This is a genomic window from Microbacterium hydrocarbonoxydans (genome assembly GCF_011752045.1).
Classification (GTDB): domain Bacteria; phylum Actinomycetota; class Actinomycetes; order Actinomycetales; family Microbacteriaceae; genus Microbacterium.
The window spans coordinates 243,016-265,341 of sequence record NZ_JAAKXW010000002.1; the positions used below are offsets into that span (position 1 = coordinate 243,016).

Here is a 22,326-nt window from a genome sequence, read left to right on the forward strand (position 1 = left end):
GGGCCGCGCCCGGTGCCGGTCAGCCCTGGCCGACCACGCCCTCGAACAGCCCGATGTGGTTGCCGTCGGGGTCGACGATGACGGCCCACGCGCTGGTGTCTGTGATCGGCTGCTTGGGCTGCGCGACGCTCGCGCCGGCCTCCTGCGCGAGCGCGATCGTCTCGTCGATCGAGTCGACCTCGACGTACGACCGCGGCTCGACGAATCCCTCGCCGCGCGGGGCCAGCCCGCCGCCGGAGATGCCGTTCGGGGCCTGCCACATGGGATAGCCCTCGAAGCCGGGCATCTCGGCGATCTGCCAGCCGAACAGCTTCGAGTAGAACTCCGCTCCCCGTTTCAGATCGCTCACCGGGATGTCGATGTGCGTGATGTCTCCGTGCGCCATGATGGTCCCTTTCGTCGGTCGGACGACGCCCAGTCTGGACCCGGCATCCGACACCGGCAAGGGGTTCCCGCGCCACGCCGTTCAGACTGACGGATGCCCGACGACGCCCTTCCGCAGCAGGGCGTTGCCGTACTTCCGCGTCTCCCCGGTGCGCACCATGAGATAGGCGCCCTTCGCGACGTCGTAGTAGGCGAAACGCTCCACGAACCGCGTCGTCTCGAGCTCGGTGCCGGCGGCGGCCATGAGTTCGTGCTGCACGTCGAGCACCTCGCCGTCCGCCGATGTCATCAGATCGATCCCCGGGGCGTCGTCGAGCGGCAGCACCGTGCGGATCGCCGCGACGACCTCGGGGGTGGTGGTTCCGGGCAGGTCGACCACGCGCGGGCCCAGTGCCCAGGCCGGGAAGTGCGCGTCGGCGACGACGACCGAGTCGGAGTGCCCCATCCGGTCGAGGTGCAGCAGCAGCTCCCCGGTGAGCAGCGGGTGGATGCCTTCGAGCATCAGGTCTCCTTTCAGCGGCCCCCTCCGCTCCCGTATGAGTTGTTGTCGCGATTCAAGCCGAAAAGCGACACGAACTCATACGGGAACGTCGGCGGGAATGAGTTCCTCGGCGGCGAGGTGCTCCCAGAGCGCGGCGGGGATCTCCAGGGCGGCGTACTCGGCGTTCTGCCGCAGCTGCGCGGGCCGCGAGCCGCCGACGACGACCGTCCGCACCGTCGGGTCCTGCAGCGGGAACTGCACGGCGGCCGCGGGCAGGGGCACCTCGTGCTCGGCGCACACCGCGGCGATGCGCACCAGGCGCGCCCAGAGCTCCTCCGGCAGTGCGCCGTACTCGTAGCGGCCGTCGCGCCGCGGCTCGCTCTGCGCGAGCAGGCCGGAGTTGAACACGGATGCCGCGACGATGCCGGTGCCCTTCTCCCGGCAGGCGGGGAGCACCTCGGCCGCGGCGGGCTGCTCGAGCAGCGTGTAGCGGCCGGCGACCATGACGAGGTCGAGGTCGGCGGCGCGGACGGCCGTGGCGAGAGCATCCGACACCATCGATCCGACGCCGATCCGCGCCACCTCGCCGTCGGCCCGCAGCTGCTCCAGCGCGGGCAGCGCCTCGGCGAGAGCGAGGTCGAGGTCGTGGCGCTCCGGGTCGTGCAGGTAGAGCAGGTCGAGGCGCTCGATGCCGAGCCGCTCGCGCGACTCGTCGAGGCTCGCGCGTATGCCGTCGGCGGAGAAGTCCCACACCCGCTGCAGGTCGTCGGGCACATGGAAGTCGTTCGCCGTGTCGAGCCCGCCCGGCTGATGCGCGGGGTTCGGGCGGAGCAGACGGCCGGCCTTCGTGGAGAGGAAGTACTCGTCGCGCGGCTTGGTCGCGAGGAACGCGCCGAGCCGCCGCTCGGACAGTCCGAGCCCGTAGTGCGGGGCGGTGTCGTAGTGCCGGATGCCGGCATCCCACGCGGCCTCGAGTACGGCCCAGGCCTCCTCGTCGCTCAGCTCGCGGAACAGGTTGCCCAGGTTCGCGGCGCCGTAGCCGAGAGCGGGGACGCGGAGATCATGCGAAGACATGCTCGCCCTTCCAGGTGTAGGCGTCGATGCTGCCGGCCTTCATCTCCATGCCCGCGCCGGGGGCGGTCGGCGGCATGTAGGAGCCGCCGACGATGTCGGTGGGAGTGACGAAGTGCTCGTGCAGGTGATCGACGTATTCGATCATGCGCCCCTCGCGGGTGCCGCTGACCGCGACGAAGTCGAACATCGAGAGGTGCTGCACGGCCTCGCAGAGACCGACGCCGCCGGCGTGCGGGCAGACCGGCACCCCGAACTTCGCGGCGAGCAGGAGGTTGGCGATGTTCTCGTTGACGCCGGCCACGCGCACGGCGTCGATCTGCATGACGCCGATCGCGTCGGCCTGCAGCAGCTGCTTGAAGATCATCCGGTTCTGGGCGTGCTCGCCGGTGGCCACGCGGATCGGCGCGACCCCGCGGGCGATCTCGGCGTGCCCGAGGATGTCGTCGGGGCTCGTCGGCTCCTCGATCCAGGCGGGGCGGAACTCGGCGAGCGCGTTCACCCACTCGATCGCCTCCGACACCTCCCAGCGCTGGTTCGCGTCGATCGCGATGGGGAAGTCGGGTCCGCACACCTCGCGGGCCTTGCGGAAGCGGCGGATGTCGTCCTGCACGTCGGCGCCGACCTTGAGCTTGATCTGGGTGAAGCCGTCGGCCATCGCCTCGCGGGCGAGGCGCTCGAGCTTCTCGTCGGAGTACCCGAGCCAGCCGGGGCTCGTGGTGTAGCCGGGGTAGCCCGAGGCGAGGAGCTGCTGCTCGCGCTCCGCGCGGCCGGGCTCCGCCGCCCTGAGGATCGCCAGCGCGTCCTCTCGGGTGAGCGCGTTGGTGAGGTAGCGGAAGTCGACGAGGTCGACGAGCTCCTCCGGGGTCATCCGCGCGAGCAGCTGCCACAGCGGGAGCCCCGCGCGCTTCGCCTTGATGTCCCACAGCGCGTTGATCACCGCGCCGATGGCCATGTGCATGACGCCCTTCTCGGGGCCGAGCCAGCGCAGCTGCGAGTCGCCGATGATCTCGCGGAACGTGCCGCCCATGTCATCCAGGAGCGGCTCGATCTCCCGTCCGACGAGGTGCCCGGCGAGGGCGTCGATCGCCGCCACCTGCACGTCGTTGCCGCGCCCGATCGTGAAGACGAAGGCGTGGCCGGAGATGCCGTCGCCGGCATCCGTGCGGATGATGACGTACGCCGCCGAGTAGTCGGGATCCGGGTTCATCGCATCCGACCCGTCCAGGCTCAGGGACGTGGGGAAGCGGATGTCGGTGGTGTCGAGGGCGACGATGCGGCTCACGGGGTTCCTCTCGATGCACGCTCTGTCGTGCGGATCAGCTATGTCGTGCGGATCTCTTGGAGTGTAAACATCCGATGTCTATACTGTCAACGAGACGGACGCCGAGCGGTGTCCCCACGGACAATTCGAGGAGAGACATGAAGTTCGCGCGGCTTGGCGATCCAGGGACCGAGATCCCCGTTCTCGTGGAGGGCGACCGTTTTCTGGATCTCCGCTCCGTGACATCCGATGTCAACGGCGACTTCCTCGCCGGAGACTTCCGCGCACGGGTGCAGGCCGCGCGGGAGGCCGACGAGCTTCCTCTGCTCGAGGACGCCGCGGCGATGCGCATCGGCGCCCCGATCGCCCGGCCCAGCGCCGTCATCTGCATCGGCCAGAACTACGCCGCGCACGCCCGCGAGTCCGGCGCCGAGCCGCCGACGGTCCCGATCATGTTCCTGAAGACCCCCAACACGGTGGTCGGCCCGAACGACGCCGTCACCATCCCGCGCGGCAGCGAGAAGACCGACTGGGAGGTCGAGCTCGGCATCGTCATCGGCGCTCGGGCCGCATACCTGGACTCGCCTGAGGAGGCGTCGGCGCACATCGCGGGGTATGTGGTCGCGAACGACGTCTCCGAGCGCGCCTTCCAGATGGAGGTCTCCGGCGGGCAGTGGTCGAAGGGCAAGATCGCCGCCGGCTTCAACCCCACCGGCCCCTGGCTGGTCACCCCTGACGAGGTCGACGTCGACAGCCTGCGCCTGCGCAGCTGGGTCAACGGCGAGCCCCGGCAGGACTCGAACACGTCCGACATGATCTTCGACGTGCACGTGATCGTGCACCACCTGTCGCAGTATGTGACGCTCGAGCCCGGGGATCTCATCCTCACGGGCACCCCGCAGGGCGTCGCGTTCGGCGGGAGGTTCCCGTACCTGAAGGCGGGCGACGTCGTGGACATCGAGATCGAGGGACTCGGCCACCAGCGGCAGGAGTTCGTGGCATGGGAGGCACAGGCATGAGCGGCGCACTCGACGGGCTGGTGGCGATCGTCACCGGCGGAGCATCCGGGATCGGGGCTGCCATCGCGCGCCGCCTCCACGCCGACGGCGCGCAGATCGCGGTGCTCGACCGCGACACCTCGGGAGCGGATGCCGCCTTCGCGGCGTTCACCGCCGACGTCTCCGACCGCGCCTCCGTCGACGCCGCCGTCGCTGCGGTAGCCGAGCGCTTCGGCCGCATCGACATCGTGGTGAACAACGCCGGCATCGGCGCGCAGGGCGACATCTCCGCGAACGACGACGAGGAGTGGGCGCGGGTGCTCTCCATCAACGTCACCGGCATCGCGCGGGTGACCGCCGCCGCCCTGCCGTGGCTGCGTGAGTCGCCGTCGGCATCCGTCTGCAACACGGCATCCATCGCCTCGACCACCGGCCTCCCCCAGCGCGCCCTCTACAGCGCCTCGAAGGGCGCGGTCTCGGCGCTCACACGGGCGATGGCTGCCGACCACCTCCGCGAAGGCATCCGGGTGAACGCGGTCAACCCCGGCACCGCGGACACCCCGTGGGTCGGACGGCTTCTGGACGCGGCATCCGACCCCGCCGCCGAGCGCGCGGCGCTGGAGGCCCGGCAGCCGCACGGCCGCCTCGTCTCCCCCGACGAGGTCGCAGCCGCCGTCGCCTACCTCGTCTCCCCGGATGCCGGGTCGACCACCGGCACCTTCATCGAGGTCGACGGCGGCATGGCGCAGCTGCGTCTTCGCCCCGCCGGCAGCTGAGGCCCGGCTCCCGACTCACTCCCGTATGAGTTCTTGTCGACGAAACGGCGATCTCGCGACAGAAACTCATACGGGAGCGGCGGGGTGTGGATAACCGGAGACCGATCTCGAGGCGTGGTGCAAGCATGAGCGGATGCCGACGCGGAAGCCTCTGCCCTCAGAACTGGGCGACGTGTTCTCCGTGCGAGCCGCGACGGCGCTCGGAGTCAGCGCACATCAGCTGCGGAGTCCCGATCTCGGTCGTCCGTTCCGGGGAGCACGGACACGGCCGGAGCAGGCTCCGTCTCCGGCCGACGACTCCCCCTACGCCGCACAGGCCGAGGCGCGACGCCGCGCAGCGCGAGCTTACGCACCGCTTCTACAGCCCGGGCAGTTCATCAGCCACCACTCTGCCGCCGCGCTCTGGCGTGCACCTCTCCCTCTGCTCCGTGACGAGGACGGCCTTGTCGTCGCGGACGACGCGATCCCGCTCGACGTCAGCACATTCGGCGACGGCCACCTCATCCGGGCATCGGGGGTCTTCGCCCACCGAGCACGGACCAGCACATCCACGATCTCGCGCATCGACGGCATCCTGGTCGCCGATGCCGAGACGACGTGGGCGAGTCTCGGCACGCTCTCGATCATCGACCTGGTCGCTCTCGGCGACTACTTCTGCCGGGTCTGGAGCCCTGGTGCCGGACGGCCGAACGTCGGGATGCCTCCGATCTCCACAGTTGCGCGCCTCGAGCACGCTGCGAGGTCGGGCCGACGCGTCGGCATCCGCAGGCTCCGCGAAGCCCTCCCCCTGATCCGCACCGATTCGTGGTCGCCGCGCGAGAGCGCCGTGCGGTGTCACCTGGTCTTCGCTGGTCTTCCCGAGCCGCAGCTGAACGTCGACGTCCACAGCGATGACGGACGTTTCCTCGGATGCGTCGATCTCGCGTACCCCGAGCTGAAGATCGCCATCGAGTACCAGAGCGTGCTGCACACCTCTCGGTATTCGGCTGACGTCGAACGACTCGCCCGTCTCCGCGCACACGGCTGGATCGTCATCGAGGTCACCGCAGCGCTTCTCGCCGATCCCGACGCGATGGTCGACCGCGTGCGCGACGCGATCCGCCGGCGCCGCTGAGCCGCCTCTCCTGCGCTCCCGTATGAGTTCCTGCGGCCGGGGCGTTTTCTGCGCAGGAACTCATACGGGAGCGGAGACTCAGACCCGGTAGAAGCCCGCAGCGTTGCGCCACAGGATGGCGTCGACGTCGAGGCCTCGCACCTCGGCCCAGGTCGCGACGAACTGCGCCCATCGCCTCCTCGCGGTCGGCTGGTATGCGTCGGAACCGTCCGCGGGAGCGTACGGGTCACCGGGCTCGGCGGGGCCGATCACCGAAACCGGCCAGTCGCTCCCCCACATGAGCCGCTCGGGTCCGAACGCGGCGAGCGCCGCGTCGAGGAACGGCTCGAGCTGCGCGGCATCCCAGTCGCCGCCGGCCTCGGCCGGAAGCCCGGACAGCTTGCAGAAGACCTGCGAATGCTGCGCGAGAGCGCCGAGATCGCGCAGCCACTGCTCCGACGGCTCGACCGGCGCAGACGCCGTCCCGACCTCAGGCTTGCCGAGGTGGTCGAGCACGATCCGCAGCTCCGGCACGGCCGCGGCGAGCGCCGCGACGTCGGGGAGCTGGTGCGCGCGGACGCACGCGTCGAAGCTCCATCCGCGCGCGACGAGGGCCCGGGCGCCGGACACGAAGGCCGGCGAACCCGCGAGTCCGTCGGGCTCACCCTGCAGCAGATGCCGCACCCCGACCACCCGGTCGTGCGCGGCGAGCGCGTCGAAGTGCGCGAGCGTGGCGTCACCGCGGTCGAGCCGCGCGCCGGCGACGATCGCGCGCACGCCGGCGGCGTCCGCGATCGAGTCCACCCAGCGCACCTCGTCCAGGAACTGCTCCTCGACGCACTCGGCCTGCACGAAGACCGCCGCCTCCTCGCGCGCCCCCTCGATCCGCGCGTGCTGCAGCTCCAGCGTCTCGAACTCGTAGGCGAGCGGGCCTGCGAGCCAGGTGTACGTCAGGACGTCGGGCGACCACAGGTGCAGGTGCGAATCGAGAACGCGCATGTCACCATCCTGCACCAGAGAGCGCAGACATCCGATCAATATGCGAGGATGACGCCATGGCTGTGACTGACGAGGCGATCGAGAAGATCAAGGCGATGATCGTGTCGGGCGAGCTCGCCCCCGGCGACCGGCTGCCCCCGGAGAAGGAGCTCTCCGAGCGGCTCGGCCTCTCCCGCAACTCGATGCGCGAGGCCGTGAAGGCGCTCGAGGTGATCCGCGTCCTCGACGTCCGCCGCGGCGACGGCACCTACGTCACCAGCCTGGAGCCGCATCTGCTGCTCGAGGCCATCGCCTTCGTCGTCGACATGCACGACGACGACTCGATGCTGGAGATCTTCGCGGTGCGCCGGATGCTGGAGTCCCAGGCCACCGGCCTCGCCGCCACGCTCGGCTCCGACGAGGAGATCGCCGAGCTGGTCGCCGAGGTCGAGGGAGTCGACAGCTCGGTCGGCATCGAGGAGCTCGTCGAGCACGACATCCGCTTCCACCGCGAGATCGTGCGGATGGCGGGCAACGCCTATCTCGCGAGCCTCATCGAGCACCTCAGCAGCCAGACCGTGCGCGCGCGCGTCTGGCGCGGTCTCACCGAGGGCGGCGCGGTGGAGCGCACCCTCTCCGAGCACAGGGCGATCGCCGACGCCATCGCCCAGCACGACCCCGCGCTGGCCACCTCGCTGGCCACGGCCCACATCGCCGGCGTCGAGCGGTGGCTGCGGCAGGCCGCATCCGCCTGAGCCGTCCCGGTACCCTCGAACCATGAGCGACTGGACCAGCACCGCGATCGCCCTGCTGGAAGCCGACGCGAACCGCAGCGCCGACACGCATCTGCACCTCTTCCCGTTGCCGCCCGAGTGGGGCATCGACCTGTACCTGAAGGACGAGTCGGTGCATCCGACCGGCTCGCTCAAGCACCGGCTCGCGCGCTCCCTCATCCTCTACGGCCTCGTCAACGGCCGCATCCGCGAGGACACGGTGCTCGTGGAGTCGTCCAGCGGCTCGACAGCGGTCTCCGAGGCGTACTTCGCACGGATGCTCGGACTCGACTTCATCACCGTGGTGCCGCGCTCGACGAGCCAGGAGAAGATCGACCTCATCGAGTTCTACGGCGGTCGCTGCCATTTCGTCGACCGTGCGGAGGACATCTCACCCGCGGCGCAGCGTCTGGCCTCCGACTGCCGTGGGCACTACCTCGACCAGTTCACCTTCGCCGAGCGCGCGACCGACTGGCGGGGCAACAACAACATCGCGGAGAGCGTGTTCAGCCAGCTCTCCCGCGAGCGGCATCCGATCCCGCGCTGGATCGTCGTCGGCGCCGGCACCGGCGGCACCAGTGCGACCTTCGGCCGTTACGTGAAGTACCGCCGGCACCTGACGCAGATCGCCGTCGTCGACCCGGAGGGCTCGGCCTTCTACGACGGCTGGGCCGGCACTCCGGATGCTCCGGTAGGACGCCCGAGTCGCATCGAGGGCATCGGGCGCCCCCGCGTCGAGCCCTCGTTCGTGGCGAGCGTGATCGACGAGATGATCCGGGTGCCGGATGCCGGGTCGATCGCCGCGATCCGGATGCTCAAGGAGCGCACGCTGCACTGGGCGGGCGGCTCCACGGGCACGAACCTGTACGGCGCGTTCCAGCTCATCGCGCGCATGCGCGCGGCCGGCGAGACCGGCAGCGTCGTGACGCTCATCTGCGACGGCGGCGCCCGCTACGCCGGCACGTACTATTCCGACGACTGGGTGGCGGAGCAGGGCTGGGACCTCGCCCCCCACCGCGAGCGGCTCGAACGGTTCCTCGCCACCGGCGGCTGGGTCGAGTGACGGCGGCGCGCCGTTCACAATTCCTCAAGAATCGCCCGTCGAACGCCCGTTCCGGGGCTGTGGGACGGGAACACGCCCTCTTCTGAGGAATCGTGAACGGTATCCGAGTGACCGGGCGGGGTTACGCTGTCGCCATGACCACACTCATCCTCACTGTCGCGGGTGCTGATCGGCCGGGACTCGTCGCCGCGGTCGCCGATGTCGTGGAGGCCCACGGCGGCAACTGGGAGAACAGCCGGCTCGCCGAGCTCGCAGGTACATTCGCCGGCGTGATCGAGGTGTCCGTGAGCGCGGATCGCGCCGCAGAGCTCGAGTCCGCGCTGAGCGCCCTCGACGGCCTGCTCACCGTCGCGGTGCACACGGGATCGGATGCTGCCGCGAACCCGGCAGACCGCGAGATCGACATCCGGGTGCTGGGCAACGACCGGCCCGGCATCGTCCGCGAGGTGTCCGGCGTGCTGAACGCGCACGCGCTGAGCATCGAGGAGCTGACCAGCGAGACCAAGGATGCCGCGATGGCCGGCGGACGTCTGTTCGAGGCGTCCGTGACGGCCAGGGTGCCGGCGTCCGTCGACCTCCACGCCCTGCGCGCGGACCTCGAGCGTCTCGCGACCGAGATCCAGGTCGACATCACGGTCGCCTGATCCTTCTCGGCGCTGGCACCTCCGCCGAGACCCCGTGCTATCGCCGAGACCCCGGCCTGTTGACGTCAGCAGGCCGGGGTCTCGGCAGCAGCACGGGGGCTCGGCGGGCGACCCGCGGAGCTCAGACCAGGCGGCGCTTCGGCGACACCGAGTAGGTGTGCTCCGGGTCGCGGTTCACGACGTCGCCGAGGGCGGTGTCGATGGCGGCCATCGTGTCGGCATCCAGCTTCACCCCGGAGGCCTTGACCGTGTCCGCGAGCTGCTCGGGACGCGAGGCGCCGACCAGTGCCGCAGCGACGTTCTTGTTCTGCAGCACCCACGCGATCGCGAGCTGCGGCATCGTCAGGCCCGCCTGCTCGGCGATCGGCTTGAGTCGCTGCACCGCCTCGAGGATCTCATCGCGCAGGAGGTCCTTGATGAAGTGCGCACCGCTGTGCGGGTCGGTGGCGCGGGAGCCGTCCGGCACCGGCTGGCCGGGCAGGTACTTGCCGCTGAGCACGCCCTGCGCCATCGGCGACCAGACGATCTGCGAGATGCCGAGCTCCTCCGATGCCGGCACGACCTTGCCCTCGATGACGCGGTGCAGCATCGAGTACTGCGGCTGGTTCGAGATGAGCTGCACGCCCAGCTGCTTCGCCAGGGCGTGACCCTCGCGGAGCTGCTCCGCCGTCCACTCGGAGACGCCGATGTACAGCGCCTTGCCCTGCCGGACGACGTCGGCGAAGGCCTGGAAGGTCTCCTCGAGCGGCGTCTCGTGGTCGAAGCGGTGCGCCTGGTACAGGTCGACATAGTCGGTGCCGAGGCGCTTCAGCGAGCCGTTGATCGACTCGAGGATGTGCTTGCGGCTCAGACCGGTGTCGTTCGGGCCCTTCGGGCCGGTCGGGAAGTAGACCTTCGTGAAGATCTCGAGGCTCTCGCGACGCTGCCCCTTGAGTGCGTCGCCGAGCACGACCTCCGCCGCGGTGTTGGCGTAGGTGTCGGCCGTGTCGAACGTGGTGATGCCCGCGTCGAGCGCCGCGTGCACCGTCTTGACGGCGGCGTCGTCGCCGACCTGGGAGGCGTGGGTGACCCAGTTGCCGTAGGTGATCTCAGAGACCTTGAGACCGCTGTTGCCGAGATAGCGATAGTTGACCATGGTGAAACGCTACCGGCCGCCGGGGACCTCGGGGCCGGATTCCGTGACCGGTCTCAGTTTGTGACGGATGCCACGGTGGCGGCCGCCCGCTCACGACGGGCGACGACGAGCGCGCCGATGATGAGCAGGATGCCGGAGGCGATGCTGATCGCGTAGAACGGCAGCAGTCCGAACGTCATGGCCCCGCCCGAGGCCGCGAAGGCGTCGGCGACCGCCATCCCAGGGATGAACGAGGAGTGGAACAACACCGGTGCTCCGAGCATGAGCATCACGAGAAAGCCCATCGCGGCCAGCGCGGGACGGACTCGAGCACGGATCACGACCACCGCCAGGAAGACCCCGATCACCACACCGGCGCCGAGGATAGCGATCACACCGGCCTCACCCATCGATTCACCGGACGCGAGAACCCCCGACCTAATCTCATCGATGGTGAGTCCTGGCACCATGTCGAGAGGGCCCAGGACGAGGAGCTGCAACGCGGCGAGACCCGCGTAAAGCCCCACCGCCACCACCCCGGCGATCGACACCCACATCGTCTGACTTCTCCGGTCCATGCGCGTCACGCTAGAGAGTCCCGCTGAGAGTCTCCCGATACTCCCGCCACGCTTCCCCGAGCCGGCGGATCGCCTCGGCGAGAACGTCGTCGGGCGCTGTGAACGGGATGCGGATGTGGTCGTCGGGAGAGACGGATGCCGCGAACTCGGCACTGCCGGCGACGGACACCCCGTGGGTCGCCGCGACCCGCGCGAGCGAGTTCGCCGAGCCGATCGGCAGCCCTGCCCACAGCGACAGTCCTCCGCGCGGCGGCACGGCGGTCCAGTCGGGGAGGTGCTCGGCCATCAGGCTCTGCAGCAGCCGGAGCCGCTCGTGGTGGATGCGGCTGTTCTCGCGCCGCAGCTCGTCGGCGTGGGCGAGGAGGTCGAGGGCGAGCAGCTGCGCGGGCACGCTCGTGGACTGATCGGCGAGCTGCCGCGCACCGCGGAGCCGCCGCACCAGCACCGGGTCGGCGCGCAGCCATCCGATTCGCAGGCCCGCCCAGGCCCACTTCGACACGGACTCGACGACGATGATCGGAGCATCCGCGCGCTCCGCCGCGAGAGAGGGCGGCACGACGCCGTCGAAGGAGATGCCGGCGACCACGCGGTCCTCGATCACGGGCACGCCGTACTGCGCGGAGAGCTCCGCAACCCGATGCCGGGCCGCGGGCGGAAGCCGCGTTCCGGTGGGGTTCTGGTGGTGCGGGTTCAGCGCCACGAGGGCGGGGCGCAGCCGGGCGAGCGCCTGCTCGAGGGCGTCGACGTCGAGGCCTTCGCTCGTCATCGGGATGCCGTGCACGGTGCCGCCCCGGAGACCCACGGAGTCGGTGACACCCGGCCAGGTGACCTCCTCGGCGAGCACGACGTCGCCGGGGCCGACGAGAGCGTTCACGACGAGGCTGATCGCCTGTTGCGCTCCGTGCGTGACGAGGATCTGCTCGGGCGTGGTCGGCGTGCCCTCGGCCTGGAAGAGCTCGGCGATCTGCGCCCGCAGCACCGGAAGGCCCGCGGGATCGGTCTCCGGGAGGAGAGCGAGGTCGAGCCTCGGGGTGTGCTCGCGGATGAGCCGCACGGCGAGCTCGGGGATCTGCGGAACCGTGCGCAGGAGGTCGATCGCGTTCGGCAGCGCCGAGAAGAGCGCCTCGCCGCGGCCCGGCCGGGTCACCGGTGCGATGCCGGACGCCGCTCCCCCGGCGACCCGCGTCCCGCTCCCCTGGCGGCGCTCGACCAGTCCGGACTCCGCGAGGTCGGCGTAGGCGGCGACCACGGTGCCGCGGGAGACGGAGGTCGCCGCGGCGAGAGCGCGCTCTGCCGGCAGCCGGTCGCCGGGTCGCAGCTCCCCGCCGCCGATCAGTGCGGCGATCCCGCGGGACAGATTCGACGACAGTGTGCCGCCGGCGTGGGTCCAGCGACCGAGCCGCGCGGCGAGCCGGTCCGCGGCGACATCGCCGGCGTGGACCAGCCCGGAAGGTCCATTGACCGATCTCTGGTCCATTGGCCGGCCATTGGCCCTGTCGACCTCGCTCATGAGAACCGATTCTGGACCAATGGACGAGCTGATGACCAATGATCTGGGATTTCTTGCGCCAATCCAGCCGGATTGGACCATCGCCGAACTCGTCGCGAGGCTGACCGACGACGCGCGTCAGCACGATCCTGCACTGCGGCATCCGCTCGCCCTCGTCGAGGCGGCCGTCACCGGCGCACGGTGGACCGGAGAGCCGTCGACGGTCGCGCTGATCCGCTCGCTCGCCGCCGCGGTCCGGGAACACGGTACGGAGCGGATCGGAGACTGCGTTCGAATCGCGCAGATGACCTCGAAACACCCTGATTCGGGGTCATTCGCGCGATTCGAGACGGATGCCCGGACCGACCGGATGCCGGAGCCTCAGGTCGCCTGAGAAGCCGAGGAGGCCGAGGCGACGGGGGCACCCGAGCCGGCGGAGGCCGCGGTGCCGGCGGCAGAAGCCGTGACCACGTCGGCCCGGTCGCGGAATCCCTCCGCGGTGACCTTGTCGAGCGCGACCTGCCTGCGGATCGCGGCGGCCTTCTCGTACAGCGACGGCTCGCCGTACGAGGTGAGCACCTTCACGAGCACGGGCAGCAGCTCGATCATGAAGAACAGCGCCGCGATCAGCCAGTGCGCCCAGAGGATCGTGGGCTCCTTCTCGCTGAGCCGGTTGAGTCCGCTGATCTGGCTGAGCAGGCCCACGGCGCCGGCGTTGCCCTGCGCCACGGCATCCGCCCGCGCGTTGTACGCCGCGAGCGCCGCCTCGTAGGTCTTGCGGGCCGCGGGCAGCTGCGACTGCGCCTCCTCGCGGTTCTGCTTCTCGGAGGCGGCGGTGTTCTCCTTGGCCGAGGTCCCGGCGGCGGCGAGCTCCTCGTTCGCCGTGCGCAGCTGTGCGGCGAGCGCATCGTAGGTCTGCTGCGCCTCGGCCAGCTGCGCCTCGGCTGCATCCGAGCTCGCGCCCTCGCCGTTCACGCCGGTGCAGCCCGGCACGGTGCCTGCGCCCTCGCCGGTCAGCTCGCACTGGTACAGGATGCGCGCCTGGTCGATGACCGCCTGCTGCTCGGTCATCTTCGCGGTGAGGTCGTCGACCGTGGCCTGCGCGGCCGACTCCGTCGCCGACGAGGAGTCGGTGCCCGCGACGATGCCGGTGGCGGCCTGGTTCTCCAGGGCGGCCACCCGATCGGATGCCGCATCCAGGGCCTTCTTCTCAGGCCCGGTCTCCAGCGCCTCCTGATCGGACTGCGCCTGCGTGATGTTCGTCGACGCCACCTCCCGGGCGATGTCGTTGTGGAAGATCTGCAGCACCAGCGGCTCGGCGACGACGAAGCCGATGATCGCCGCCATCACGACGCGCGGGATCGCGAGGCCGATGAGCCTCCAGACGTTCGTCGTCGACGTCATGGTCGAGGTGAGGAATCGGTCGAGGTTGAAGATGATCAGCGCCCAGACGATCGCCAGCGGCACGGCCAGCCAGATCGCCGCCTGCACACCCGTGGTGAGCGCGAACAGCATCGAGATCGCGGAGACCAGCGCGGTCCCGGCGAGCACGAAGAACATCTGCACGAAGCGCGGGGTCTCCCCGGGGACGCGGTCGAGGATCTCGCCCTCGGCGCCGCCGAGGATCGCGAGGGTGCGCAGTCGCGACCCGGGAACGCGGGGCTTCTTCTCCCGCTTCGGGCGCGGCGCGCGGCGGGGACGCGGAGCGGATGCCGGCGCGGCCGGCTCCTCCTCGACGGGCGGGATCACGGTCGTGGGGTGCGTGGCCGTGTCCTCGGCCTCCCTCTCCGACGTCTCCTGACGCGGGCTGCCGGTGGGCTCGAAGCTGCGGAGGAATTCGAGGTCCTCATCGGTGACCGTGCCGTCGGGGGCGTCGGTCTCGAAGGAGATCCGCCCCTGAGAGTCCATCCGGCCGGGGCGATGCGCGGAGTAAGCCATCGTTCCAGGGTAGGAAAGGCCGCCTGTGCGAAACCCGGGCGATCCCTGCGAGCCGTTCACAGGTTCGCAGGTGCGCGGATGCCGCTCTGCTGTCAGGCTGGACGCATGAAGACGCTGCTGCTGGCACGCCATGCGAAGTCGGACTGGGGCATGCCCGGTCTGTCGGACCACGACCGCCCGCTGAACGGACGAGGCCGCCGCGACGCCCCCGTGCTGGCCCGCCGTCTCGTCGACGACGACCTCGCACTGGACCGGATCGTGTCGAGCACCGCGACCCGCGCCCGCAGCACGGCGGAGGAGTACGCGGCGGCCTTCCACCTGTCCGTCGTCGAGGAGCGGCTGCTGTACGCGGCATCCGCTCGCTCGATCCTCGCGATCGCCGCCGCCCTCCCCGAGGAGAGCACCGTCGCCATGCTCGTCGGCCACAACCCGGGCATGAGCGACGCCGTCGCGGAGCTCACCGGCCAGTTCGTGCAGATGCCGACCTGCGCCGTGGCGGAGTGCGCGGTCGACGTCGGCTCCTGGGCCGAGCTCATCGAGGGGTCGGGCCGCCTGCTGCGCCTGCACACGCCCCGCGACGGGTCCTGATCCGCGGCTCAGCCCATGGCCGCGGCGGCTGCCTCGTCCTCGGTGGTCGCGACGAGCTGACCGCAGGCTCCGTCGATCTCCTTGCCGCGGGTGTCGCGGAGGGTCGTCGGGATGCCGGCGTCGTTGAGGCGGCGCACGAACTCGTCCTGCACCGACTTCTCGGAGGAGGTCCAGATCGAACCGGGCGTCGGGTTCAGCGGGATCGGGTTCACGTGCACCCAGCCGCGGCCGCGGGCGTTCAGCTTCTCCGCGAGGAGGTCGGCGCGCCAGGCGTGGTCGTTCATGTCCTTGATGAGCGCGTACTCGATCGAGACACGGCGACCGGTCTTGGCGTAGTAGCCATAGGCGGCGTCGAGCGCCTCGTCGACCTTCCAGCGGGAGTTCACCGGGATGAGCTCGTCGCGCAGGTGGTCGTCGGGGGCGTGCAGCGACAGCGCGAACGTCACCGGGATGTTCTCGTCGGCGAGCTTGTTGATCGCCGGCACGAGTCCGACGGTGGACACGGTGATGCCGCGGGCGCTCATGCCGAGGCCCTCGGGCTGCGGCGCGACCATGATGCGCACGGCGTCCATCACCCGCTTGTAGTTCGCGAGCGGCTCCCCCATGCCCATGAAGACGATGTTCGAGACGCGCTCCATCGAGTGGTCGCCGGCCTTCTTCCCGCCGAGGCCGCCCTCGGCGATGAGCCGGTTGGCGCGGACGATCTGCTCGATGATCTCGGCGGTCGACATGTTGCGGGTGAGACCGGCCTGGCCGGTGGCGCAGAACGGGCAGTTCATGCCGCAGCCGGCCTGGCTCGACACGCACAGCGTGATGCGGCCCGGGTAGCGCATGAGCACCGACTCCACGAGGGCGCCGTCGTGCAGGCGCCAGAGGAACTTGATCGTGTCGCCGCGGTCCGTCTCCAGCCGCCGCACCTCGGTGAGCAGCGGCGGCAGCATTCCGGCCACGAGGTCGTCGCGGATGCCGAGCGGGAGGTCGGTCATCTCGGCGGCATCCGAGGTGTAGTGCGTGAAGTAGTGGGTCGACAGCTGCTTGGCGCGGAAGGCGGGCAGGCCGAGCTCCTTGACCTTCTCGGCGCGCTCGGCCGGGGTGAGGTCGGCGAGGTGCACCGGCGGCTTGCCGCGCTTGGGGCTCGCGAACTGGAGGAGCGGGCGCCCCTCGGCATCCTTCTTCTGGGTCCAGCCCTCCGTCGCGGGGCGCACCTGCGGGGTACCGGTGGTGCGGAGCTTCCCCTGCGGGGACGCGGATGCAGGTCGCGTCTGGCGTGTGCGGGGATTCTCGGTCATACCCTCCAGGGTACGCGGTGGCAGGTGGGAAGCACCTGGGGCGCGGGTGGTCGCGTCCCTAGACTGAGCCCATGGAGTTCCTCGTGCTCGCGGGCGTCGTCGCCCTGATCGTCATCGGCGTGGTGATCATCGCTGCGGCGCTGCGGTCGATGCGGCCGAAGGAGCCGGAACCGCAGACCTACACGGCTCCGATCGTGACCGCGCGCTCGGCCCCCACGAGCGCCGTCGCACGGGCCGGATCCGGTCTCGACCCCCGAGCCACCGCGGAGATCGACCGGCTCGTCGCGGCCGGGCAGAAGATCCACGCGATCAAGGCCTACCGCCAGCACACGGGCGTCGGCCTGAAGGAGGCCAAGGATCGCATCGACCACTGGTCGATCAGCACCACCGCCCCGCACCTCGCCGCCGTCTCGCACTCGCCCGTGGCACGCTCCTCCCTCCCCGCGGCCCACCTCTCACCGGAGGCGATCCGTTCACGGCTCTCGCCCGCGGTCGCCGCGGAGATCGACCGGCTCGTCCTCTCGGGGCAGAAGATCACCGCCATCAAGCTCCTCCGCGAGCAGACCGGCCTCGGGCTCAAGGAGACCAAGGATCAGATCGAGGCGTGGGTCCCGCGCGGTCGCCCGTGACGCACGCCACCGCGCGTTCTGGTATACCGTGCACATGAGAAGATCGCGGATGCTCGTCGCCGCTCTGATGGTCGCGGCCCTGCTGGGCACCGCCGGCTGCTCCGCATCCGCCCCGGCACCCACCACCTCCGAGGAGTCCGACATGTCCGATGCCACCCGTGAACTGCACGCGGCCGCCGTCGCCGGCGACGCCGGGGCCGTGCGGTCGGCGATCGACGCCGGTGCCGACCTCGAGGCGCGGGGCTCCGGCGGCATGACGGCGCTGGTCGCCGCGACCAAGCAGAACCACGTCGACGCCGCGCGGGTGCTCATCGAGGCAGGTGCCGACGTGAACGCGAAGGACGACATCCAGGACTCCGCCTACCTCTACGCCGGCGCACGTGGCCACGACGAGATCCTGAGGCTCGCGCTCGAGCACGGCGCCGACCTGAAGAGCACGAACCGCTACGGCGGCACCGCGCTGATCCCGGCCTGCGAGCGCGGGCACGTCGAGACCGTGAGGATCCTCCTCGAGGCGGGCGTCGACCCGAACCACGTGAACAACCTGCACTGGACCGCGCTCCACGAGGCGATCGTGCTCGGCGACGGCTCGCAGGTCTACGTCGACATCGTCGAGGCGCTCATCGAGGGCGGCGCGGACATCACGATCCGCGACGGCGACGGCGTGCTGCCGCACGACCTCGCCGCCTCCCGCGGGTACGACGCCATCGCCGCACTCCTGGAGGGCTGACCCGCCGGTGCCCGATCTCAGCGCGTGGGCGTGGATCGCCCTCGGACTCGCCGCCGTCATCACCGGCGTCTCGAAGTCGGCGATCCCCGGCGGTGCGACCCTCGCTGTCGTGCTGTTCGCCGCGGTCCTGCCCGCGCGCACGTCCACGGCCGCCATGCTGCTGCTGTTCATCGTCGGCGACGTCTTCGCGCTGATCGCCTACCGGCGGCACGCGCACTGGCCCACGCTGCTGCGGCTCGCCCCCGCCGTGATCGCGGGACTCCTCGTCGGCTTCGCCTTCCTCGCCTTCGCCGACGACGCCATCGTCCGCCGGGCGGTCGGCGTAATCCTCCTGCTGATGATCGCGGTCACCCTGTGGCGGCGGCACCGGCAGGACAGAGCGGATGCCGTCGCGACGGCATCCGGCGGCATCCTGCTCTCCACCGGTTACGGCGCGCTCGGCGGCTTCACCACCATGGTCGCGAATGCCGGCGGACCGGTGATGGCGATGTACTTCCTCGCGACGCGCACGCCGGTGCAGGTGTTCCTGGGCACGTCCGCGTGGTTCTTCGCGATCATCAACCTGGTGAAGGTGCCCTTCCTCACCGGCCTAGGGCTGATCACGCCGTCGGTGCTGCTGATGGACCTGGCGCTCGCCCCGCTCGTCGTGGCCGGCGCCCTCGTCGGCCTCCGCATCGCGCGGCGGATCCCGCAGCGGCTCTTCGACCGGCTCGTGATCGTGCTGACGGTGGCCGGGTCTCTCTACCTGCTGTTCTGACCACCCGAAGTCGAGGGGCCGCGTCAGTCCAGGAAGATGTCCGGGAACAGGGCGCTGTCTGGCGTGCCGGGGATCGCGGCGTAGCCCGAGAAGTCGGTCACGCCGTCGGCCTCGAGCACGTCCTCGACGATGAGCGTCTGCCCCGTGTACTCCCTGGCGGGCTTGGTGAGCACGGAGTAGGCGGCATCCGCGTAGATGTCGGCCGTGCGGCTCGCCGCCATCACCTTGTCGCCGCCGAGCAGGTTCTGCACCGCCGCGGTCGCGATCGTCGTGCGGGGCCAGAGGGCGTTCGCGGCGATCCCGTCGCGGGCGAACTCGGCGGCGAGCCCGAGGGTGACCATGGTCATGCCGAACTTCGCCAGCGTGTAGCCGGTGTGCGCGCCGAGCCACTTGGGCGACGGGTTGAGGGGCGGCGAGAGCGACAGGATGTGCGGGTTCTCGGCATCCTTCAGTACGGGGATCGCGGCGCGCGACAGCATGAACGTGCCGCGGACGTTGACGTCCTGCATGAGGTCGTACTTCTTGGCGTTCAGGTCGAGCGAGCGCGAGAGATCGATGACGCTGGCGTTGTTGATGACGACGTCGATGCCGCCGAACTCGCCCTGCGTCTTCAGCACCGCCTCGGTGATGTCGTCGTCGTCGCGCACGTCGCCGACGATGGGCAGCGCCTGTCCGCCGGCCGCGCGGATCTGCTCGGCCGCGGTGTGCACCGTGCCCTCGAGCTTCGGATGCGGGGTGTCGGTCTTCGCGAGCATCGCGATGTTCGCTCCGTCGCGCGCGGCCCGCAACGCGATCGCGAGCCCGATGCCGCGGCTGCCGCCTGACATCAGGATGGTCTTGCCGGCCAGTGACATTTGTTCTCCTCGGGGTCTGTCGGGGGCTTACTTCGGCGCCATCCGGATGGCGCCGTCGAGGCGGATCGTCTCCCCGTTGAGGTAGCCGTTCTCGACGATCTGCTGCACGAGCGAGGCGTACTCGTCGGGGCGGCCGAGGCGCGAGGGGAAGGGCACCTGCTGCCCGAGGGAGTCCTGCGCGGCCTGCGGCAGACCCATCAGCATCGGGGTCTCCATGATGCCCGGGGCGATGGTGCAGACCCGGATGCCGTGACGCGCGAGCTCGCGGGCGACGGGGAGGGTCATCGCGTGCACGCCGCCCTTGGACGCCGAGTACGCGGGCTGCCCGATCTGGCCGTCGAAGGCGGCGACGGATGCCGTGTTCACGATGACGCCGCGGTCGCCGCTCTCGGTGGGCTCGTTCTTCGCGATCACCGCTGCGGCCTGGGACAGCACGTTGAACGTGCCGACGAGGTTGATGCGGACGATGCGCTCGAAGTCGGCGAGCACGGCGGGGTTGCCGTCGCGGTCGAGCACCTTGGCCGGCGGGGCGATGCCGGCGCAGTTCACGACGATGCGCAGCGGAGCCGCGGCCTGCGCGGCGGCGACGGCGGCCTGCACGTCCTCGACGCTCGTGACGTCACCGGGAGCGAAGGCGCCGCCGAGCTCCTCGGCGATCTCGGCGCCCTTCGAGGAGGCGAGGTCGACGATGGTGACGTGGGCACCGGCCGCCGAGAGGCGACGCGCGGTGGCGAGGCCGAGGCCCGATGCGCCGCCGGTGATCAGCGCGCCCTGTCCTGTGATCTGCATCGGAGGTTCTCCTTCGAACGTCGTTGTGCGACTGAGTGTCAGTGTACGTGACTCTTGGTCTCATCGAGCATCCGTGTCTCCGGCACTGGCGCACTGGGCTGCTCGGGTGTTGGCTGTGAGCATGGAACTGCGTCGAAAGCGAGCCTACGACACCGCCTCCGCGGATGACGGCTTCCGCGTGCTCGTCGACCGGCTGTGGCCGCGCGGCGTCTCCAAGGAGCGCGCCGGGATCGATCTGTGGGCCAAGGACACCGCCCCGACGACCGAACTGCGACGCGACTGGCATGCCGCACCGGACGACGAATGGGACGTCTACGCGGACCGGTACCGCGTGCAGCTCGCCGGGGAATCGGCCGCCGCAGTGCGGGAGCTCGCCGAGACGCTGCATCCCCATCCGGTGGTCACCCTCGTGTACGCCGCGCACGACCCCGCGCACAACCACGTGGTCGTCCTCGAGGAGGCGCTGCGGCCGCTGCTGGATCGGTGAGGGAGCACCTTCAGATCCGGGCGCCGCAGGCGTAGCGTGCAACCATGTCCGACACACCGACCCCGCCGGCGACCTACGACGACCTGCGCGCCGTGTTCGTCAACTGCACGCTCAAGCCCAGCCCCCAGGAGAGCAACACCCAGGGACTCATGGACCGGAGCATCGCCCTGATGCGATCCCAGGGCGTGACCGTGGACTGCATCCGCTTCATCGACCACGACGTCGCGACCGGGGTCTACCCCGACATGCGCGAGCACGGCTGGGCCTCGGACGCGTGGCCCGACGAGATCTGGCCGCTGATCGACGCCGCCGACATCCTCGTCGTCGGCGGACCCATCTGGCTGGGAGACAACTCCTCGATCACCCGCAAGCTCATCGAGCGCCTGTACTCGATGAGCGGCCTCTTCAACGACAGAGGCCAGTACGTCTACTACGGCAAGACCGGCGGCGCGATCATCACCGGCAACGAGGACGGTGTGAAGCACTGCGCCATGTCGATCCTGTACAGCCTGCAGCACATCGGCTACACGATCCCGCCCGCCGCGGATGCCGGATGGATCGGAGCCATCGGTCCTGGCCCCAGCTATCTCGACCCGGGTTCCGGCGGTCCGGAGAGCGACTTCACCAACCGCAACACGACCTTCATGACGTGGAATCTGCTCCACACGGCGCGGCGGCTCAAGGACGCCGGCGGCATCCCCGCCTACGGCAACCTCCGCCAGGCGTGGAACGAAGGCGAGCGGTTCGGATACGACGCCAACCCCGAGTACCGCTGACGCAGGACCCCGGCGCCGCCGGCGCCGAGCCCGCCGCCGGTCGGCGAACATGGAGTCATGAGCTTCCCCTCCCCCGGCGTCGCGATCCCCGCGCGCGTACGCCACCTCGCCGGCGACGCCGCACTCATCCCGGTCTGGGAGAACGGCATCGGCGGGCTGACCTTCCGCACCGACGACGGGCGGTACATCAAGTGGGGTCCGCTCGACCTCGAGGCGAACATGCGCGACGAAGCCGAGCGGATGCGGTGGGCGCGCGACTGGATCACCGTGCCCGAGGTCGTGGAGCAGGGGCAGGATGCTGCGGAGGAGTGGCTCGTCACCGTCGCCCTCGATGCCCGCAGCGCCGTCGATCCGCGCTGGCACGGCGACCCCCGGGTGGCCGTGCGGGCGGTCGGCGAGGGCCTGCGCGCCCTGCACGAGGCGGTCCCGGTGGACGGGTGCCCGTGGACGTGGAGCGTGCCCGCCCGTCTCGCGAACGCCGCCCGGCGCGGCATCCGCATTCCCGCCGAACTCGCGGATGCTCCGCCGATCGACCGGTTCGTCGTGTGCCACGGCGACGCCTGCATGCCGAACACGCTGCTCGACGCGGCGGGACGCCCCGTCGCCTTCGTCGATCTCGCGGCTCTCGGCACCGCGGACCGCTGGGCCGACATCGCGGTGGCGTCGATGAGCACGGAGTGGAACTGCGGTCCCGGCTGGGAGGACGAGCTCATCGCCGCCTACGGCGTCACCCCCGACCGCGAACGGCTCGCGTATTACCGGGAGCTGTGGAACGCGACCTGA

General features: G+C 70.5%; 26 protein-coding genes. 14 read left to right on the plus strand and 12 right to left on the minus strand.

All coding sequences use genetic code 11. From position 1 onward, the window contains the following. Window positions 1–19 precede the first annotated feature (19 nt). The 4 genes from G6G98_RS09400 to G6G98_RS09415 form a co-directional block, all read right to left on the minus strand. On the minus strand, window positions 20–385 hold the full coding sequence (locus G6G98_RS09400) for a VOC family protein (RefSeq protein WP_067347455.1): 366 nt from the start codon (window positions 383–385) through the stop codon (window positions 20–22). A gap of 81 nt (window positions 386–466) precedes the next feature. Then, window positions 467–886, minus strand: coding sequence for an RbsD/FucU family protein (locus G6G98_RS09405; protein ID WP_164234699.1), 420 nt, complete (start codon window positions 884–886; stop codon window positions 467–469). Window positions 887–961: 75 nt separating this feature from the next. Beyond that, window positions 962–1,939 carry an aldo/keto reductase gene (locus tag G6G98_RS09410; protein ID WP_164234698.1) on the minus strand — a complete coding sequence of 326 codons (978 nt, stop codon included), beginning with the start codon at window positions 1,937–1,939 and terminating at the stop codon, window positions 962–964. Beyond that, window positions 1,926–3,221: an L-fuconate dehydratase gene (locus tag G6G98_RS09415; RefSeq protein ID WP_164234697.1), complete on the minus strand. Its 1,296-nt coding sequence runs from the start codon at window positions 3,219–3,221 to the stop codon at window positions 1,926–1,928. The genes G6G98_RS09410 and G6G98_RS09415 overlap by 14 nt, the downstream gene beginning before the upstream one ends. A 137-nt stretch (window positions 3,222–3,358) precedes the next feature. Between G6G98_RS09415 and G6G98_RS09420 the strand changes: the two genes are divergently transcribed. The 3 genes from G6G98_RS09420 to G6G98_RS09430 all read left to right on the plus strand — a co-directional run bounded on the left by G6G98_RS09420 (window position 3,359) and on the right by G6G98_RS09430 (window position 6,088). Further along, window positions 3,359–4,219 (plus strand): fumarylacetoacetate hydrolase family protein, encoded by an 861-nt coding sequence (locus G6G98_RS09420; protein ID WP_164234696.1) that lies wholly within the window; start codon window positions 3,359–3,361, stop codon window positions 4,217–4,219. Next, complete coding sequence (locus tag G6G98_RS09425; protein WP_208321462.1) at window positions 4,216–4,974, plus strand: SDR family NAD(P)-dependent oxidoreductase; 759 nt, start codon at window positions 4,216–4,218, stop codon at window positions 4,972–4,974. Before G6G98_RS09420 ends, G6G98_RS09425 begins: the two co-directional genes overlap by 4 nt. A gap of 133 nt (window positions 4,975–5,107) precedes the next feature. Beyond that, window positions 5,108–6,088 (plus strand): hypothetical protein, encoded by a 981-nt coding sequence (locus G6G98_RS09430; RefSeq protein ID WP_164234694.1) that lies wholly within the window; start codon window positions 5,108–5,110, stop codon window positions 6,086–6,088. Window positions 6,089–6,166: 78 nt separating this feature from the next. Here G6G98_RS09430 and G6G98_RS09435 read toward each other — a convergent pair whose 3' ends face one another. Then, window positions 6,167–7,066: an amidohydrolase family protein gene (locus tag G6G98_RS09435; protein WP_164234693.1), complete on the minus strand. Its 900-nt coding sequence runs from the start codon at window positions 7,064–7,066 to the stop codon at window positions 6,167–6,169. A gap of 56 nt (window positions 7,067–7,122) precedes the next feature. Here G6G98_RS09435 and G6G98_RS09440 point away from each other — a divergent pair, with 56 nt between their 5' ends. From G6G98_RS09440 to G6G98_RS09450, 3 genes are all read left to right on the plus strand, one after another. Continuing rightward, window positions 7,123–7,800, plus strand: coding sequence for a FadR/GntR family transcriptional regulator (locus tag G6G98_RS09440; protein WP_067347477.1), 678 nt, complete (start codon window positions 7,123–7,125; stop codon window positions 7,798–7,800). A 22-nt stretch (window positions 7,801–7,822) separates the two neighbouring features. Beyond that, a complete protein-coding gene (locus tag G6G98_RS09445) occupies window positions 7,823–8,881 on the plus strand; it encodes a PLP-dependent cysteine synthase family protein (protein WP_164234692.1) in 1,059 nt (352 codons plus the stop codon). Between the two features lie 134 nt (window positions 8,882–9,015). Then, on the plus strand, window positions 9,016–9,525 hold the full coding sequence (locus tag G6G98_RS09450; RefSeq protein WP_067347483.1) for a glycine cleavage system protein R: 510 nt from the start codon (window positions 9,016–9,018) through the stop codon (window positions 9,523–9,525). A 121-nt stretch (window positions 9,526–9,646) separates the two neighbouring features. Here the strand turns inward: G6G98_RS09450 and G6G98_RS09455 are convergent, their stop codons facing one another. The 3 genes from G6G98_RS09455 to G6G98_RS09465 are packed head-to-tail and all read right to left on the minus strand — an operon-like array spanning window position 9,647 to window position 12,694. Continuing rightward, on the minus strand, window positions 9,647–10,660 hold the full coding sequence (locus G6G98_RS09455) for an aldo/keto reductase family protein (protein ID WP_067347486.1): 1,014 nt from the start codon (window positions 10,658–10,660) through the stop codon (window positions 9,647–9,649). A gap of 53 nt (window positions 10,661–10,713) precedes the next feature. Next, window positions 10,714–11,217 (minus strand): hypothetical protein, encoded by a 504-nt coding sequence (locus G6G98_RS09460; RefSeq protein WP_164234691.1) that lies wholly within the window; start codon window positions 11,215–11,217, stop codon window positions 10,714–10,716. A gap of 10 nt (window positions 11,218–11,227) precedes the next feature. Further along, window positions 11,228–12,694: a PLP-dependent aminotransferase family protein gene (locus tag G6G98_RS09465; RefSeq protein WP_243842073.1), complete on the minus strand. Its 1,467-nt coding sequence runs from the start codon at window positions 12,692–12,694 to the stop codon at window positions 11,228–11,230. A 52-nt stretch (window positions 12,695–12,746) separates the two neighbouring features. Here G6G98_RS09465 and G6G98_RS09470 point away from each other — a divergent pair, with 52 nt between their 5' ends. Then, window positions 12,747–13,100, plus strand: coding sequence for a hypothetical protein (locus tag G6G98_RS09470; protein ID WP_067347492.1), 354 nt, complete (start codon window positions 12,747–12,749; stop codon window positions 13,098–13,100). Here the strand turns inward: G6G98_RS09470 and G6G98_RS09475 are convergent. Continuing rightward, the gene (locus G6G98_RS09475) at window positions 13,088–14,644 is read right to left on the minus strand and encodes a DUF4407 domain-containing protein (RefSeq protein ID WP_067347496.1); all 1,557 of its coding nucleotides are present in this window, start codon (window positions 14,642–14,644) and stop codon (window positions 13,088–13,090) included. The two genes, G6G98_RS09470 and G6G98_RS09475, sit on opposite strands and share 13 nt — an antisense overlap. Window positions 14,645–14,749: 105 nt before the next feature. On the opposite strand from G6G98_RS09475, the gene G6G98_RS09480 reads away from it, so the two are divergent. Continuing rightward, a complete protein-coding gene (locus G6G98_RS09480; RefSeq protein ID WP_067347499.1) occupies window positions 14,750–15,232 on the plus strand; it encodes a SixA phosphatase family protein in 483 nt (160 codons plus the stop codon). Window positions 15,233–15,240: 8 nt separating this feature from the next. On the opposite strand, the gene rlmN is transcribed toward G6G98_RS09480, so the two are convergent. Then, complete coding sequence (gene rlmN / locus G6G98_RS09485) at window positions 15,241–16,521, minus strand: 23S rRNA (adenine(2503)-C(2))-methyltransferase RlmN (protein ID WP_067347502.1); 1,281 nt, start codon at window positions 16,519–16,521, stop codon at window positions 15,241–15,243. A gap of 71 nt (window positions 16,522–16,592) precedes the next feature. Between rlmN and G6G98_RS17055 the strand changes: the two genes are divergently transcribed. Genes G6G98_RS17055 through G6G98_RS09500 form a run of 3 tightly spaced genes read left to right on the plus strand, consistent with a single transcriptional unit; the run spans window position 16,593 to window position 18,637 of the window. Then, window positions 16,593–17,150 carry a ribosomal protein L7/L12 gene (locus G6G98_RS17055; RefSeq protein WP_067347506.1) on the plus strand — a complete coding sequence of 186 codons (558 nt, stop codon included), beginning with the start codon at window positions 16,593–16,595 and terminating at the stop codon, window positions 17,148–17,150. A 49-nt stretch (window positions 17,151–17,199) separates the two neighbouring features. Further along, window positions 17,200–17,880, plus strand: coding sequence for an ankyrin repeat domain-containing protein (locus G6G98_RS09495; RefSeq protein ID WP_243842074.1), 681 nt, complete (start codon window positions 17,200–17,202; stop codon window positions 17,878–17,880). A gap of 7 nt (window positions 17,881–17,887) precedes the next feature. After that, the gene (locus G6G98_RS09500) at window positions 17,888–18,637 is read left to right on the plus strand and encodes a sulfite exporter TauE/SafE family protein (RefSeq protein ID WP_067347513.1); all 750 of its coding nucleotides are present in this window, start codon (window positions 17,888–17,890) and stop codon (window positions 18,635–18,637) included. Between the two features lie 23 nt (window positions 18,638–18,660). Here G6G98_RS09500 and G6G98_RS09505 read toward each other — a convergent pair whose 3' ends face one another. Beyond that, complete coding sequence (locus G6G98_RS09505; protein ID WP_067347516.1) at window positions 18,661–19,491, minus strand: SDR family oxidoreductase; 831 nt, start codon at window positions 19,489–19,491, stop codon at window positions 18,661–18,663. A gap of 27 nt (window positions 19,492–19,518) precedes the next feature. Then, window positions 19,519–20,280 (minus strand): SDR family NAD(P)-dependent oxidoreductase, encoded by a 762-nt coding sequence (locus tag G6G98_RS09510; protein WP_067347519.1) that lies wholly within the window; start codon window positions 20,278–20,280, stop codon window positions 19,519–19,521. Between the two features lie 121 nt (window positions 20,281–20,401). On the opposite strand from G6G98_RS09510, the gene G6G98_RS09515 reads away from it, so the two are divergent. From G6G98_RS09515 to G6G98_RS09525, 3 genes are read left to right on the plus strand one after another with little or no spacing between them, the layout of a single operon-like run. Then, a complete protein-coding gene (locus G6G98_RS09515; protein ID WP_164234690.1) occupies window positions 20,402–20,767 on the plus strand; it encodes a DUF488 domain-containing protein in 366 nt (121 codons plus the stop codon). A 44-nt stretch (window positions 20,768–20,811) separates the two neighbouring features. After that, window positions 20,812–21,543 carry a flavodoxin family protein gene (locus tag G6G98_RS09520; protein ID WP_164234689.1) on the plus strand — a complete coding sequence of 244 codons (732 nt, stop codon included), beginning with the start codon at window positions 20,812–20,814 and terminating at the stop codon, window positions 21,541–21,543. A 57-nt stretch (window positions 21,544–21,600) separates the two neighbouring features. Next, window positions 21,601–22,326, plus strand: a complete 726-nt coding sequence (locus G6G98_RS09525) for an aminoglycoside 3'-phosphotransferase (protein ID WP_164234688.1) — start codon at window positions 21,601–21,603, stop codon at window positions 22,324–22,326.